The organism is Rhodospirillaceae bacterium (genome assembly GCA_002746255.1).
Lineage (GTDB): Bacteria > Pseudomonadota > Alphaproteobacteria.
The window spans coordinates 62882-78704 of the sequence record NVWO01000009.1; the positions used below are offsets into that span (position 1 = coordinate 62882).

14 protein-coding genes are annotated in these 15823 nt (G+C 54.2%); 4 read left to right on the forward strand and 10 right to left on the reverse strand.

Annotated features, from left to right (window positions below; translation table 11 throughout):
* Nucleotides 1–13: 13 nt before the first annotated feature.
* The 5 genes from COA65_06845 to COA65_06865 form a co-directional block, all read right to left on the reverse strand.
* The gene (locus tag COA65_06845; GenBank protein ID PCJ59144.1) at nucleotides 14–514 is read right to left on the reverse strand and encodes a hypothetical protein; all 501 of its coding nucleotides are present in this window, start codon (nucleotides 512–514) and stop codon (nucleotides 14–16) included.
* Between the two features lie 270 nt (nucleotides 515–784).
* Nucleotides 785–2002: a glycosyltransferase WbuB gene (locus tag COA65_06850; GenBank protein PCJ59145.1), complete on the reverse strand. Its 1218-nt coding sequence runs from the start codon at nucleotides 2000–2002 to the stop codon at nucleotides 785–787.
* Nucleotides 1999–2757 carry an FkbM family methyltransferase gene (locus COA65_06855; protein ID PCJ59146.1) on the reverse strand — a complete coding sequence of 253 codons (759 nt, stop codon included), beginning with the start codon at nucleotides 2755–2757 and terminating at the stop codon, nucleotides 1999–2001. Before COA65_06855 ends, COA65_06850 begins: the two co-directional genes overlap by 4 nt.
* Before the next feature lie 19 nt (nucleotides 2758–2776).
* The gene (locus tag COA65_06860; GenBank protein PCJ59147.1) at nucleotides 2777–3577 is read right to left on the reverse strand and encodes a hypothetical protein; all 801 of its coding nucleotides are present in this window, start codon (nucleotides 3575–3577) and stop codon (nucleotides 2777–2779) included.
* Entirely contained in the window at nucleotides 3511–4677 is a 1167-nt protein-coding gene (locus COA65_06865) for a hypothetical protein (GenBank protein ID PCJ59148.1), read from the reverse strand. The genes COA65_06860 and COA65_06865 overlap by 67 nt, the downstream gene beginning before the upstream one ends.
* Before the next feature lie 250 nt (nucleotides 4678–4927).
* Between COA65_06865 and COA65_06870 the strand changes: the two genes are divergently transcribed.
* Genes COA65_06870 through COA65_06880 form a run of 3 tightly spaced genes read left to right on the forward strand, consistent with a single transcriptional unit; the run spans nucleotide 4928 to nucleotide 8177 of the window.
* Nucleotides 4928–6037: a glycosyl transferase family 1 gene (locus COA65_06870; GenBank protein PCJ59149.1), complete on the forward strand. Its 1110-nt coding sequence runs from the start codon at nucleotides 4928–4930 to the stop codon at nucleotides 6035–6037.
* A gap of 1 nt (nucleotide 6038) precedes the next feature.
* A complete protein-coding gene (locus COA65_06875; protein PCJ59150.1) occupies nucleotides 6039–7193 on the forward strand; it encodes a hypothetical protein in 1155 nt (384 codons plus the stop codon).
* Nucleotides 7194–7229: 36 nt separating this feature from the next.
* The gene (locus tag COA65_06880) at nucleotides 7230–8177 is read left to right on the forward strand and encodes a hypothetical protein (GenBank protein ID PCJ59151.1); all 948 of its coding nucleotides are present in this window, start codon (nucleotides 7230–7232) and stop codon (nucleotides 8175–8177) included.
* Between the two features lie 81 nt (nucleotides 8178–8258).
* Here COA65_06880 and COA65_06885 read toward each other — a convergent pair whose 3' ends face one another.
* The 3 genes from COA65_06885 to COA65_06895 are packed head-to-tail and all read right to left on the reverse strand — an operon-like array spanning nucleotide 8259 to nucleotide 11573.
* Nucleotides 8259–9473 (reverse strand): hypothetical protein, encoded by a 1215-nt coding sequence (locus COA65_06885; protein ID PCJ59152.1) that lies wholly within the window; start codon nucleotides 9471–9473, stop codon nucleotides 8259–8261.
* Between the two features lie 10 nt (nucleotides 9474–9483).
* Nucleotides 9484–10839, reverse strand: a complete 1356-nt coding sequence (locus tag COA65_06890) for a hypothetical protein (protein PCJ59153.1) — start codon at nucleotides 10837–10839, stop codon at nucleotides 9484–9486.
* The gene (locus COA65_06895; protein ID PCJ59154.1) at nucleotides 10836–11573 is read right to left on the reverse strand and encodes a galactokinase; all 738 of its coding nucleotides are present in this window, start codon (nucleotides 11571–11573) and stop codon (nucleotides 10836–10838) included. The genes COA65_06890 and COA65_06895 overlap by 4 nt, the downstream gene beginning before the upstream one ends.
* A gap of 138 nt (nucleotides 11574–11711) precedes the next feature.
* Between COA65_06895 and COA65_06900 the strand changes: the two genes are divergently transcribed.
* Entirely contained in the window at nucleotides 11712–13118 is a 1407-nt protein-coding gene (locus COA65_06900; GenBank protein ID PCJ59155.1) for a hypothetical protein, read from the forward strand.
* Here the strand turns inward: COA65_06900 and COA65_06905 are convergent.
* Together COA65_06905 and COA65_06910 are read right to left on the reverse strand one after the other, a co-directional pair.
* Nucleotides 13115–13798, reverse strand: a complete 684-nt coding sequence (locus COA65_06905; protein ID PCJ59156.1) for a hypothetical protein — start codon at nucleotides 13796–13798, stop codon at nucleotides 13115–13117. The genes COA65_06900 and COA65_06905 overlap by 4 nt on opposite strands.
* Before the next feature lie 14 nt (nucleotides 13799–13812).
* Entirely contained in the window at nucleotides 13813–15822 is a 2010-nt protein-coding gene (locus tag COA65_06910) for a hypothetical protein (GenBank protein PCJ59157.1), read from the reverse strand.
* Nucleotide 15823 lies beyond the last annotated feature (1 nt).

Here is a 15823-nt window from a genome sequence, read left to right on the forward strand (position 1 = left end):
TCCCCATCATTTTTTACTGACTTCTTTCTTTTTTCACGAAAATAGCATGCCCGTTCAGGTTATGTATGAATAAGCGGTCTGATTCATAGGCCAATTCATTCACAAGCCGTGTAATCCCCGGACAATAAGTGAAACCATAATCATCAAACACAACAATCCCACCGACGACCAGCCTAGGCCATACCCACTCAAGGATATCCTTAGCAGATTGATAAATATCAACGTCAATATGGCAAAAACGAAAACACCGCTTAGAAATTGCGTCTCCCGTTTCATCGGGAAATACCCCTATTAAGAGCTCAATATTTACTCCCAATTTGCGGGCCAGGTTCACGACATCTTCTTGCTTAGAATCGGCATGAGCACCGTCCACATAACCGCCATCAATTGGCCCGGCCTTCACAACACCAGCAAACGTATCCGCAAGAAAGACGTTGGCTTCAGGTATATCCTGCTGAAATCTATACGCTAAAAGGCAGCCGGATGCGCCGCGCCATACACCCACCTCAAGGATGTCTCCCTCTGGAAGCTTGGCTGCCTGTAAGGCAAGCGACTAAAGTTCATAGCAACGATATTGATCAACGAGACAATTCGATGAAACTTTCTGATAAACTTTTTGGAACTCGGAATCAGATAGCCAAGGCGCATAACTCATAATTGGCAGCACCATTTCATAATCCAGATCAGGATCATGTGACGTCATGCTGGGTACACGCCACAATTTATACCCCATGGCACGTAGCACGGATTGAATCATTTGTTTAAGCACTACATGTTTCCCGCTTTATGCTGGCGTGATTACCGTCTTCGGCATCAAAACTCTTAACATCGCTGGGTACACTACGTCACGATCGACATTCTGGCATACGTAGTTTCGCCCCGCCATGCCCATCGCGCGTTGTCGCTTCGGATCTTCCAAAAGTGCGAGTGCAGCCCCGGAAAAAGCTTCCGGGTCGTCTGGCGGAACACAGAGACATGCGCCGGTGTTTTCCATCAACTTCCAAAGCGCCGTGCCCGGCAGAGCCGTAGCAATCGAGGGTCTGCCGGCGGCCATGGTTGTATAAATTTTACTTGGCACTGCAAAACTTGCTCCGGCCTCAAGCTGGGGAACAAGATGCACATCGCCTTCGCAAAGCGACTGGTTGAATGCGTGTGCCGGGACCAGCCCTTCAAAATGCACATTTCCAAGACCAAGGAAACGAGCCCGCGCTTTCAACGCGACTTCCTGACTGCCGCCGCCGCGAAGGAGGATGCGCACATCCGGGGCGCGTTCCTGCACGCAGGAAGCCATGGCGAGAACCTGCTCAAGCCCCTGTTTATGCCCGAGATTTCCGCTGTACATCAGGGTCGGCGGGGCGGCATCAGGCCTCGGTAAAGGGAAAACCATCTTTGTATCGACAGGCGTTGGAAAAACAGCAATCGGCACGCGGACGCCAATGCTGCGTATGTGATCCGCCATGTGATCCGAAAGCACGATAACGTGATCGACGCGATTAAGGACAGTCGCTTCCAGACGTTCGGCAAGAAAAGCCAACGCCCCACCGCCACGCATAAGCGCGCGCGCCAACCCCGATTGAATGTCATGAACAACCGCCACGTGACGCCCACCACGCGCCTTTAAGAAAAGCGCCCCGAAAACCGCAAGGATCGAAGGTGAGAGCGAGACCACACAGGGCGCGGGTGCATGATGCCCCCGAAGACGGCCCGCCACCAGATGCACGAAGAATGCACCTTCCGGAAGAACCCGGCCAAGCAGACCGCCCCAGCGTGACGCCAGTGTCGGGGTGCGATGCACCACAACGCCATCTTCAATCCCGTGATCCCGTTCCCCCGCCGCAAAGCCTGGAAACGCCATCCCAACCGGATAGCCCGGCCGGACCGTAAGCACGCTTACGTTGCTTCCGCTGGCGGCCAGCCATTTTGCAAGATCGGCAATAAAGGGCGCGCTCCCGGTTGGTTCGGGCGCGTAATGCCGGGTAACGATGGCTATCCTTTCACTCATGCCGTTTGTTCCAGGAACAAGCGTACACGATCCCGCTGGGCATCGCCTGCAAAGAAGAGAAAATTGTTCGGAATGAACATATTGGAGCCAGCCTTCCCGAGGGCCTCGATGGGATAAAGTTCTCGGTCCTTAAGAAAATAGCCGGCATAGCCATGCCTATTTAAAAAAGCGACAAGCGTGCCGATGGCGTCTTTGCGATGCCGTTCCTCGGCCTCAATCAGGAAGCTTGGGCGGTGAGCGGCAATAAAGCGCCGCCCACCCTCAAGGGCCGACAGCTCATGGCCTTCCACATCGATTTTCACGAACCCAACGGGCCGCTCCAGAAAATCGTCCAGACAGCGGGTCGGGACTTCGACCTTGCGCCCAATTGGAAGGCCCGCCGCGCCTTCGCCATCAATGCTTCCAAGCCCCGGCTCTTCAATGCCTTCGACGAGGGGAATGGAAAGGGCGGCAACCCCTTCCCGGCTGGAAAGCGCGCATTCCTCAATCTGCACCCTGCCACCAAAACCGCGACGCAGTTGCGCCGCAAGCTCCGGATGTGGCTCAAACGTCATCACGGCTTTGGAAAAACGGGCCATAAAATATGTGTAAACGCCCAGGTTTCCACCAATATCGAAGGCGCATTTCTCACGATCACACAATGCCGGCAACAGACGAAGTTCTGCCTCGCCAGAATAGAAATGCTTCCACGCCCGAAGCGCGACCGCCGCCTTTGGGGCAAAGGCCTCCAGCGTTCGAACGATTGGCTTAGGCAATCCGCGCAATTGCGCCTCCTTACGGCTTCCGCTCAGGGCTAGGCCTTATCGGCTTGACGGCCTCGATGACGTAACAGAAGCCTGTAAAATCCCACAAATCATAAAGCACAAACGTCCGGTTCCGGATGCAACGATAGGGAACCAGAACGGGTGCCAGAAGCATCCTCAATGGATGCCGCCGTTTGCCGGCGCGAAGAATTTCCAGGCCCTTGCCGCGTATGATTTTTTCTATCCGTTCCAATGGAAAGGTATCGACATGGGTGCCATCGTCATAAAAATTCAGCCCAACGCCACGGATCGGAAAATGCTTCGATTCGATGGAAGGCCATTCGAGATAGAGGTGGCCACCTGGCCGGATTTTGTCGCACATCTCAGAAACAATTTTTTCCCCATGGCCCAGATGTTCAATGAGGTGCGAACTGATGACATAGTCAAAGCGTTCGTTCGCCAGAAAGGTGAGGTCCGACTTATCAAGGTCTGCAACATGGTATTTCTCAAATAATTTATATCCGGCAATTTCTTCCAGAGGCTTCTTGATGTTTACCGCTTCAATCGCAACCGTGCGAAAAAGCCGTTTGGCGATGATTGCGTCCGCAGGCTCGCCACCGACATCGAGAATGCGATGGAATTCGTCGAATTTTTCCACAGGAAAATGCTGATAGCGTGGGTTTAGGGCCCGCACAACGGCCGCCAGCATGGCGTCTTTGAAGGAACGGCGCGGGTCTGTTTTTGAAGCATCTGGCATTTCGCCGCTTACCCTTTCCGAAGACCTGCAAGCAGCCATTCGCCACGTTCGGCCCAGGAAAAACCTTCCCTGCATTGCGAAAAAGCGCGGCCCTGCAATCGATTGAGCAGGTGCGCATCGTCCAGACTTTCCAGCACGCCTTCGACCAGACGTTTCATATCCGGAAAGACGAGAATCCCCTCTCCGGCGCGCATCGGAAGCCCCGCCACGGACCCTTCCAGACAGGCGATCGGCAGGCGCTGAAATATGTAGGAAAGCGCCTTATGCTTGAAACCACCGCCGGACTGTTCCGGGATAATCCCGACACGCGATTCTCGCAAAAAAGAATAAACATCTTCCACCCGTCCAACGGCGCGCACTGCCCCGAAGCGGGCCTCGATGGCCTTGCCATAACCATCGGGCATATCGCCAACGACAACAATTTCCGCGCCCGCTGCCTCAAAACGTGGTGAGGCAATGGCAAGGAACGCCTCCAGATTCATGCGCTTTGCAACCCAGTTGAAACTACCAAGCACGACAACCCGCCGAGGGATTTCTGCAAAATCCGGGGACCGCTCACGAACCGGCCCATCGTAGCCGGGCGGCAGGGTAAGGAGATGCGCCGCCAGTTTGTGCGTCTGGAACAGGGCCCGGTCTTCTTCGGTATTGACGGTGATCAGATTGACGCATTCCGTTACCCGGCGTTCCAGGCGCGTGGTCTTGATCGCGTCCAGAAACAATCCGAATTTCATAAATAAAGCCCCATGAAAGTCGCGATAGACGTCATACCGGGTCGTCTCTTCGTGATTATGGGAGACATAGGCCAGAACGGGAGGCGTCCGGTTCCGGTAATGGCGCAGGATCGGCGCGATTGCCCACCCCGTTCCGATGTGATCGATCAGGATCGCGTCCCAGTCCTTCGCCCCAAGTTCCTCTTCAAGGGCGGCGCGAATTTTCACTCCACCAAAACGATAGGCCAGGCTCGGCAGGGTGCTAAACAGGCTTGCCGCCTGACGACGTTGGCGAGCACACACGATGCGCCAGGTAACTCCTGCGGTTTCTGGAATTCCGGGAACTTCCCGGCGGTCTGGCGCCTGACAAAGAACCGCAACCGACGCCCCCGCCTTCGCGAGGGCCTCAATCAAATGGGACGAATAAATTGCGTCCCCGCCATAGAAAGGCGGGTAAGGCGGCATCCTGGTAATCCATAGACATTTCAAGCTGTTCTCCAGACCTGACGGCCACCCTGCCAATTTTCAATCCCGGATGTTTAACAGAAAATTTTAAAGCTCCTGATACTAGTCTCTACCTTTCAAGGATTAAACCGCAACCTCGGTGAAATAAGTCCAATAAAGACCCGCACCCGTTGCCTTCCCGTGAACGTTTCGGCAAAATGCGGCAGCAAATGGAAATCGAGCAATCAAAAATGACAGCCTGTCCAATAGCATGACGAAAATATTGCATGTAACGCTCGACAAGACCTACGAGCCCTTAAAAGGCGGTGGCGGCGTTGCAAGGTTCATCCATGGTCTATGCCAGGAATTAAGCGATTTGGGTGCCGAGCCAACGGTAGCTGCTGAGCAAACCGATGCAACCGGAAGCCGCTACAGCGTTATCAACGCAGTTGGGATAACGTTATTCAAAGAAATTTGCCGGACAGATGTCGTGCATCTTCACGGGCCGCGACTGCCACGAATGGCATTTCTTGCCTTTCTAGCCACCCTAAAAGGCAAGCCGTTTATTTTTACCCCCCATGCCTATTACGACCAGATTCCACCAACCCAAGCCATGCAATGGATGCTCTGGAAGGTTAAGCAATTTATAAAGAAAAGGCTTTACGACAAGACCGTAGAAAGATTTCTCTACACCCATTGCTTCGCAGCTCTCCTTGAAAATGAGCATTGGATGAGTTTCATACGCGACGAAATGCGACTACCCGTCGATCGTGCATCTGTGCTTCCAAATTGTATCCGCCAGGCGGATATACGGCCCCTGCCGCGCCATCAGGGTGTGCCGCTGCGTGGAAAACCTTCAATCCTTTCTGTGAGCCGCCTTGATGAAGTCAAATGCCTGGATCACGTCATCGAAGCGCTATGCCTGCCAAAGATGGCACAGGCGGTTTTTCATATTGTGGGAAAAGGGCCGGATCGTTCGCGCCTTGAAAAACTTGCCGGTGATCGCAAGGTCCAGGACAGGATTGTATTTTATGGCGTCCTTGATGATGCCAAGGTCGCAGCCATGACGGCAAATTGTGACGTTTTTGTACTTCCCTCACGACAGGAGGGTATGCCGACAGCACTTATCGAAATGCTGTTACATGGCATACCTGTTGTCACCTCGGACATTCCTGGAAGCATGGCCATCCTGAAGATTGCCGGTGCAAAAGGTGCTTATCCCTTTGGAAATATCGAGATGCTTGCTGCCACCATCCTGCAACAAGCAGGCACAACGATTCCGGATAAAGTTCGTCAACGCGTGATCGAATGCCTCACATGGGAACGTCGTGCCCCGGACTATCTGGCGCTTTACGAACGGGCTGCGACAGGCAAACGGTAGCATGGCTGTATTGACAAAAAACCCGAGCCGGAACATTCCCGATAGCAATATTGTTCTAGCTGATTTTCTTACGGGCAGAGTCCCGACCGGCCATCAAGAAGATTATCTTCTTGCGCTTGAAACAGCACTTGCCGATTTTAACCCGGTGACGGTCGCGCCATTCCGATACCCGCAGCTTCATGCACCAGCGGATGTGCCAACAATTGAAAGGGGTAATCGCATTGGCCGATATTTGGCAACGTTTCGCGTAAGCATGCGCTATTTAAACGCCCCAACGCCCACTTTGCTGATCTTTCATGGCCCTGAATTTCGCGACTTCATCGCCTTTGCCGCAGCCGCCCTAATGCGCCGACGCAGAGGGCAAGGGCGCGGTGTGTTTGTGATGCGCCGCAAAGCCTGGGCCATTGTAGGGCGAAGAGGTTTGAAAGCACGGTTGCTTGATGCGGTGATTAAATGGATGGCCCCAAGCCGTTTTTTTTACATGTTGTCTGATTCGCGTAGCGTCATGGATTACTGGCTTGGCTGCACTGGCGTCGACGGTCCCATCCTTTCCATCCCCACCCGCCGTCCGGTTGAAACGGTCACGCGCAAACCCGAAGACTCCGTCGTCATAGGCTTGCTTGGAGGCTTTCGGCTTGAGAAAGGCGCATCGCTTTACAGTGCTGTGATTGCAATGGCCCTGGGTGAATCTTCAACAGAGGTCGATTGCCAAATTTCCGAGAATGCCGCCGAGTCCGAAGAAATCGCACTGATGCGATCCCTGACAAACAAATGGCAGGGCAATCCCAGGGTGCGATTTCACTGTGGCCATTTGGATGCGACCGCCTTTGCCAGACTTCTCTACTCCGTCGACATCGTCGTACTTCCATATGACGCGGAAAGCTATGGACCCGGCACAAGCGGCATTCTTTTTGAGGCCCTAGCGGCAGGACGCATCGTTGCGATCACACGCATTGACTGGGCCGTACAGGAATACGCCGATCATCCCAACATTCTATGGTTAGAGGACAGAAATTCGGACACAATAAAGGCGGCGCTAAAGAATGCCACTGAACGGGTTGTCACAGCACGCAAAACCGGCGGATTATCGGTCCCCGATACTGACCAATTCAAGCAGACATGGTGCGCAGCGCTAAAAGATGCAGCACGCGATTGAATTGAATCCGAATAATTTTCGATAGGCTCAAATAGCATGGCCACAAAAAATAACATCGCTTGGATAACCGGAGCATCGGGATTCCTAGGATCACACGCGGTACGCTTGCTTGGCGCACGCGACTGGCAAGTGGTAGGCGTGTCTCGCTCACCACAGCCATCATCTTCGACCGCCACCCCTGCGTGCAAAGGATGGAGCGATGCAGGCATAAACGAGAGATCTCTTTTGGCCCTATTGGACCAATTCGGACCGCCCGCGCTTGTGTTTCACACCGCTGGCGCTGGTTCTGTCGGACAGGCAGCTGAAAACCCATTGCAAAGCTTTAATGACATGGTCACGACAACCGCAATATTGTGCGAAATTCTTCGCCTACACGCCCCGGACGCAACGCTGCTGCTTGCATCCAGCGCGGCCGTGTACGGGGTGCGTGAGCCGGTGGCGCTGAAGGAAAGCGACGCTGCAAAGCCGGTTTCTTCCTACGGATGGCACAAGCATATGGCTGAGGAGCTATGCTGTCAGGCCAGCGCCTTACACGGCCTTCGCACCATCGTAATTCGTTATTTTTCGCTCTATGGGCCTGGACTGCAAAAACAGATTATCTGGGATATTTCACGGCGAATGAACGCGGGTGAAAAATCTATCGAATTGTTTGGCGATGGCGGAGAAACCCGTGATTTTCTGTTCATCGACGACGCCGTGAATTTGGCCTTGGAAGCCTACGAAAAAGCGCCCAAATTGCATTCCGTTTTCAACGGCGGCAGCGGGACGCCCGCAACAATCGCCGATTTGTCCCAGGCTCTCGCTCACACCTGGGACAGTAATGCTGTCATCACCTTTAATGGGAAGATTCGGGAAGGTGATCCACGACATTTCCTAGCCTGCCCGGCCAAAGCGCAAACACTAGGATTCCGGCCCAAAACAGATCTGAACGATGGCCTTGCACAGGTTGTGGCCTGGAGCCAGCATTTCTCCAAAATGGAATGATGCCAGCTTTTTCCGTCATCGCGCCAACCTTGAGTCATGGCCGCTATATTGGGAAATAGATATTCCTGATCTGTCTTGGACCTAGGCATCCTCACAGGCTCGATAATCGACCACACCAGCGACAGCAGCCAGTGCAAAGAGCTGTGGCAGCAAGAGCCCCCCAGCCAGAACCAGGATCAGGACCGGCAAAATCATGAGTAGCAGGGCCCTGGCATGATAGAAGGAAGAGGCAAACAGAAAGGCTATCAGAAAGCCGAAGACACCCATTTCGGCCCAGAGATTGAGGATTGCAAGATCGGATTTGTATAAAACCGCCCGGAAGAGATCGATAAAATTATCGAAATCCGCCCCATAAGCCGCATATTCCTGAAAATTTCCATATCCTACCCCCAACAGAACGTCATGCCAGATCACATCGAAGGCGATGGCAATCGATGCGAGGCGCATATTTGCCGATGGGTCACTGAGGCTCGCGACCTCTCCAATTCGATCCCATAGCACGAAGGACATGACCGCGACGGCGGCGGTGCCGAAAAACATCGTCCAGCCCAGGCGGGTTTTTCCTTCCCTTTGCTCCAGAGCCATAAAGGTCAAAAAGACAGCAAGGAAGATGATTGAGGTGCCCGTACGGATAAACGCAAAGGCGACGATCATTGCGATCAACGCGCCGGTTTGTTTCCGGGGATGTAAATAGTAAATACCAAGATAGGTGGTGGCCAGCGTAATGGCGGCCAAGGCTGGTTCGCGTGACAGGCCGGACGGCCGGTAATCGAAGAATTCCGGCAATGGCGTAGGATTCAACAAAAAACCGATGCTGATATCCGTGTCGGTAAGGTGCCAGAGCGCGAAGGTCAGCACGATGTAGGAAACAAATAAATAATGGACGATCAGGAGGGCCCGGCCAAGAAGAACCGCCAAATCCTGACCATGGTCCGTCGCGAAGGCCGCCCGAACGATAGGTAGAAGGCAGACGAAGGTGGCAAGTTGCAGATAGCCGAGCACATAGACCGATATCCCAAACAGGGTCTGCACCAGCCACCAGATTAGAAAGAAACTTGCGATCAGGAGGGCCCGGGAAAACCCCTCAGGCCGAATGTGCCCACCCACCACATACCAGAAGGCGAGAGCTAAAAAGAGCATCGGGAAAATCAACAGATTGGGTGGCACGGCCCCGCCGGTAATGTCATAGAGCGCATACAACGGGCCATCCAGGTAACAAATGAACAACACCAGCAGCGTGAAGACCACAACCGCCACGATGCCGGGCTGATACACAGATATCTGCGCGTCGTTCATGATCTCTCTTTTAATATTTCTTCATGGGAATGGATTCTCTGCCTGGATAATAATATTTCAAATAGATCCGATGCACAGCAGGCACCACATAAAGGGAAATAACGGCCAGGAAAAAATAGGCGATGTAAGCGATGGGAAACCACAAAGCCGCCACAACCGTGCCCGTTATCATAAGGACAGCGGCGCTGGCCGAAAGTCCCACAAATGGTTCAACCTTGCCGAACCGGACGGCAACCGTCTCAACATTGCTCTTTTGAAGGGGGATCGCAACAAGGACAAAGGCAATAAAGGGAAATATCGGGCCAAAACGAAAACCATATTCCGGCAAATAAGCCTTTATCACAGAAACGAGCCCAAGCCCAACGACTGCAAGCCCAACCGCCGTCACGGTGGATTGCCGGATCGTCTTCGCAACCAGCCTGCGAAGCCCGGAAAAATCTTTTTGCGAAATAAATTCCCCGAATTTCGGCTGCACGGCCGTCAGCCAGGCAGAGGCAACCTGATTTACCGCCTGAAAGGCCTGAAGCATGACGCCGAGCTGGCCGGCCACGACCGCCCCCTGAATTTGAAAGACAATGGGCACGAAGCTCTGAAACATAAAGAACCCGCACAGCCAGCTCGTGAAAATGCGTTTTTGCTGCGGCCAGAACTCATGCCGCCAGGAGACCGGCGGATGGGCATGTTTCTCGAAGGCGAGGCGCAGAAGGGGAAGAACGGCAGGCAAGGAAAGCACGTGGCGCAGAACCGCACGCACCCCAACCAGAACAACGAGGGCCATCAGTTCGGCACCAAAAATCATGGCTACCCAGGCCGATACACCGCCGATAACATCGCTGATTAACTGATTTTTCTGACTTTTCCAGACAAGCCCCGTCCCTTCAAGCAAGGCATGCATGGGAGACGTCAACAACGCGACCGCCGTCAAAATGGTCAGCAGCCACCATGTAAGGCGCCATGCCACTTCCGGGGTTTCGCTCACCGAAAAATAAAAATCGCCGCCGATGCCAAGAAGAGCGACGAAGCAGGTTGAGACGGCGAAAAAGTAAAAAAGGCTTACCCGGACCAGAGAGGAAAGGCGCGCAAGGGCGGCAGCATCCCCGTTTATTTTTCCGTCCTTCTCCCGTTTCAGCCATGCCCATTCGTGACTTGAAAACTGGATGAGAACGATTGCAAAACCGGCATCGGCAAGCTGCTGCAACAGGAGCAGGCCGATAAAAGCATAATAATATCCCTGTTGTACCGGGGACAGGAATGTCACCACCAGGGCGAGCATGACAAGGCCGGAAACGACCGCCCATATCCTGCCGCCAAGCGCGTAGGCGACTTCCGGCGTCACGTGCCGAAAATGGGAAATCAGGGGTTTCATTCGTTAGGCTCTTGTCGCAATGACCGGAAGAAGGCGCTTGCCGATGCCAGGGATTCCGGCGTGCCAATGTCTATAAAATTTTCCTCTGCCCGATACCCGTATAAGAGGCCAGCAGCCGCCCATTTCGGGAATATTTTATTCTCCAGCGAGACAGGCCGATCGCTTGGAATTTCATGCAGCAAGTCCCTTGATAGCAGGTAAATGCCTCCGTTAATCCAACCGCCCTGGTGTGCATCCGATTTTTCTTCAAAGGCGGTAATCTTCCCATCGTCATCTATGGAAACGGAACCAAATCGCGCCACATCATCGGTCTTAACAAGGAGAAGCGACCCCTTATGATGCGCTTGCAAATGCCAGGAAATAAACGGACGAAGGTCCGTTGCGACATATGAATCCCCATTCATGATCAAGGCAAGTTTTTGTTCCATCCGGCTTTCGGCAAGACGAAGCGCGCCCCCCGTGCCAAGCGGTTCTTCTTCACGGGAAGCAATCAAAGCCATCTGCCCGCCGAAACAGTCTCCAAGCGTTTTTTCAATCTGATCCGCCTTGTAACCCGTGCAAAGGATCGTTCGCCGGATTCCAGCCTTTGCCAATTGATCGAGAAGACGGCTCAGAAACGGCCTGCCGCCAATTTCGGCAAGCGGTTTCGGCCGGTCCGGCAAGGCGCCCTGAAGCCGCGTTCCAAAACCTCCGGCCAGAATGATTGCTTCCACGGCTTCAGACGATTGGTGCAAAACAAGCCCCTCCCCTTCACGCCCTTAAAATATGCGCATCGCAATAAAGCGCTGCCCCGCATTCACGTTACCGATAGCATGGTTAAACCCGTCACGGAACCAGCGCGCCTTGTGCTACGCTTCCCGGTGTAGACAGAGATGTCTGTCACCCGGCCCCTTCAACTTTTGACAGCGGATATGTCGCCACTTTTCCTTCTTCTTGTCGCACTGGTTGCGCTTGCCCCCCTTCCGATTGCATCCGTCTTCCCATGGAGCTGGGCCTTGATGGCGTCTTGGGTGGGACTGATGCTGATATTTTGGGGTGGGCAGATCGCAATTGGCAAGCGAGGCGCCGCCGTTTATCCCCACCATGTATGGTGGATTCTGGCCCCTTTTTTTCTGGCCATTCTCTGGGCATTTTTGCAGATGGCCTCTTTCATGCCAAGCGCATGGCATCATCCTTTTTGGACGACAAGCGCCGCAACGTTAGGGAACGTCGTCACTGGCAGCATCTCGATCAACCCGCAACAAACGCTCGAAGGCATCGTTCGCCTGCTGGCCTATGGAGGTGTCTTTTGGCTGGCCCTGCAATTTGGCCGCAACGAGAGGCGCGCCCATTTTGCGTTCTATACGATTGCCATCGTCGCCGGGCTTTACGCAGCCTATGGCATTGCCGTAGAGATCACAAATGATCGCATGATTCTCTGGTACGAAAAAAAAACATACCTTTGGTCGCTGACCAGCACCTTTGTCGTCCGCAATCACTTCGCCGCTTATGCCGGGCTTGGCCTGTTATGCACAACCGCGCTTCTCTGGCAAAAGGCGCGAACCGCGATAAGTGGCGTGCGGCACCCGAAGGAGCGACGCCGTTTGCTGCTCGAGTATTTTGCCGGTCGTAGCTGGCCGCTGCTGGCCGCCTGGTTCCTGTTGGCGGTGGCCTTGCTGCTTACTCAGTCTCGAGGTGGTTTCCTCGTAACAATTCTGGGACTGATGACATTTTTTCTCGCGATCGCGCTTGGCCATGCGGCACCAAGGCGCTGGGTGGCGGGGCTTGCCATGGCGACGATTGCAACCGGGTATCTCTTCTTCCTGTTGAGCGGCGAGGCGGTGGGCGACCGCCTCGAACAAACGAACCTCGCCCAGGAGGACCGGCTTCGTGTTTACGAAAGAACCGTCGCCGCCATCCAGGATTCGCCACTTCTCGGAACGGGTCTTGGCACCTTCAAGGAAGTTTTCCGCTTCTACCAGACGGAAGATATCGGCGGCATTTTCCACCAGGCCCATAACACCTATCTTGAAAATGCGCTTGAACTTGGGATCCCGGCAGCAAGCCTGCTCACATTAAGCGTAGCGGGCGGCATGCTGCTTTGCGGATTTGGCGTCGTGCGACGACGGCGCAACACAACCTATCCCGCAATTGGGCTGGCGGCGAGCGTGCTGGTCGGGGTGCATTCCCTGTTTGACTTCCCCCTGCAAATTCCTGCCGTTGCCGCGACCTATGCTTTCATACTTGGGATCGCCTGCGCCCAATCCTGGAGTAGCCAGGCCCACACCGAGCGGCCCTAGCCTTCTTTCATTCTGCGATCAAAGAAACGGAGTTGTTCGGGGTTGCTTTCCAGGGCGCGACGCAGAAGGGCGGTTTTCCCCCTCGCCCGGGCAATGGTGAGAGCCCGGGCCGGATCAAAACCCCATGCACTTGCCGCCTGTCTCTCGACAAGGATGCGATCCGAATGTCCAAGCTTGTTCCAGGCAAGCAGCCCCAATTCAAAGCGCACATGTGCGATGAAACGTTCATGGGGCCCGGTGATCAGCGCCATGCGCAGGGCACGCGTCATTTTCTCGGAAACGCCATCCAGCAGATAATGCACATAGGCGGTCCGCGTCCATACATACGGACTGGCAGGTGCCATGGTAAGGCCGCGATGAAGGGCGTCGCGGGCGGACAGAAGCTCGCCCCGTCTATGTTGCTTATCTACCCAGGCGCTGGAAATGAGATGGGCTAGACCTAGATCCGTCCAAACCCGTTCTGAATCCCACCATTCCAAGGCGTGGCGACGCGACGCGATTAGAACCTCGATTCCTTTCGGGGTAACCGGTTTGCGTTCCTGAATGTTGCGAAGAGCCCTGTTTCCCGGGATCAGAAGAAGATCACCGACGAAGACCGGTGCCGAAAGATAAAGGCTTGCACCCCCAAGAAAGATGGCAGCAGCGCCAATAGCAAGACGAACGATTTTCAGGCAGTCCATAGCCTTTGCTCCGACTAGTCGGAATAATATTTCCGGCTGGCACCATAGTAATAGCCGGAATCCCCATAGCCATAACGCGCATGCTTGCGAACATTGACCATCGAAAGCACGGCACCGGCAAGTTTCGCCCCACCGGAGGTAAGCTGCCGGATGCCCATCGATGCGACTTCGCGTCGCGTGTTGACCCATCGAATGACAAAAATAGTCTTGTCGGCGACATTTGCCATAACCCGCGCGTCCGACACCACCAAAACCGGCGGGGAATCGATCAGAACAAGGTCATAGCGTTCTTTCAACGACCCTATCAATGTTCGAAAATGCTCTGAACCGAGCAACTCCGGCGGATTGGGTGCCCCCTTCCCTGCTGTCAGGACATGAAGGCCGCTTTTTTTATCAAGCCGAATGGCACCATCGGCATCAACCGCACCGGATAGAACTTCCACCAGGCCCGGCTGTATGGGAAACCTAAGGGCCTTGTGCAACCGTGGGCGCCGAAGGTCCGCATCAATGACCAGAATCTTCTGACCGCTTCGGGCAAGCATTCGCGCCAAAGAGGTCACAATGGTGCTTTTCCCTTCTCCCGGCAAGGAAGAGGTGACCAGGATGGTCTTGGGTGGGTTGTCCACATCGGACAACAGGAACCCTGTATGGATGGTCCGCAGCGCCTCCGCAAAAGAAGAGGATGGTCGTTCCAGCACATAGTCTTCAGGCCCACCCTCACTCAAATTGCGCCCGGACAGCATTGGCATCAGCCCAAGCGTCGCCACTTCGGTCATGCTTTCGACCTGTTCGGAACTGCGAAAACCGGTGTCCAGCCGCTCCATGACAAAGGCCACGCCGATGCCCATGAAAATCGAGCTTGCGAGCGCTATGATAAAAATAAGTTTTATCTTTGGAAAAGAGGGCACGATCGGAATATCAGCACGCGAGATAATGCGCGCGTCCGGCTTCTGAATACCTTCCTGTCCGGCGGTTTCTTTAAGCCGTGACAAAAATGTATCAAACAACGCGCGGTTTGCATTTGCCTCACGCTCCAAAACACGCAAACGGACTTCCGCGCTATTCGTATTTGAAGCCTCTATTTTCAGCTTTTTAAGATTTCTGCTAATAGCCTTCTCTCGTGCCAATGAGACTCCAACCTCATTGCGAAGGCCCTCGACGATTTTGTTGACCTCCCCCGCAATTTTTGCCCGCAAATCCTGAGTTTCAGCGCGAACATTGATCATCCGCGGATGACGCACCCCATATTCGCTTGCCAATTCGGCAGCCCGGCGTTGCACTTCTGCTTCCTGCTCGCGAAGCTTCTGGATCAAGGGGGAGGAAAGCACTTCGGCCGCCGACTCGACGCCCCCAGGCAAGCTTACAAGGACTTCGACCTGCTGAAGCCGCGCCTCTGCTTCGGCGCGCTGCGCGCGGGAAAGGATAAGCTGCGTATTGATCTCGGATATCTGCTGCGAGATAACCGTCGTGTTCGTGCCACGGATAAGTCCCGTTTTCTTACGGAAAATTTCAACAACATGCTCCGACGCCTCCACCGTTTTACGTAGATCCGCGACACGTTCGTTCAACCATGCGGTCCCACGCCTTGTGGCTTCGAACTTTGCCTCCAGCTGCTCGAACAGATAGAGATCGGCATAGACATTCACAATCTTCGCCGCTTTTTTCGCGGTGCGCGTTGTGAACTTTATATTAAGGACACGCGAACGTTTTTCCCGCGTCACATCCAGGTGATCCAACAACGCATCCACAACGCCAATTCGCTCGCGTTCAAAGCGCGCCTCCTCATCAAGGCCATCGTCCGACGTTCCAAGGATAGAGGTCATCCATGTTTGCAACAGGCCTGGCTCGCGCAAGGACGAATTGAATTCGGCATCTCGCATTAGCCCAAGCTTATCGACCACTTTATGAGCCAGACTTCGAGATGCGATCACCTGAATTTCGTTTTGAACGGTTTCACTGTCCATGCCAAGGCCCGACATGAACCCCTCAACATCAACGACGCGAGAGCGTTGGCTGTCGATCATG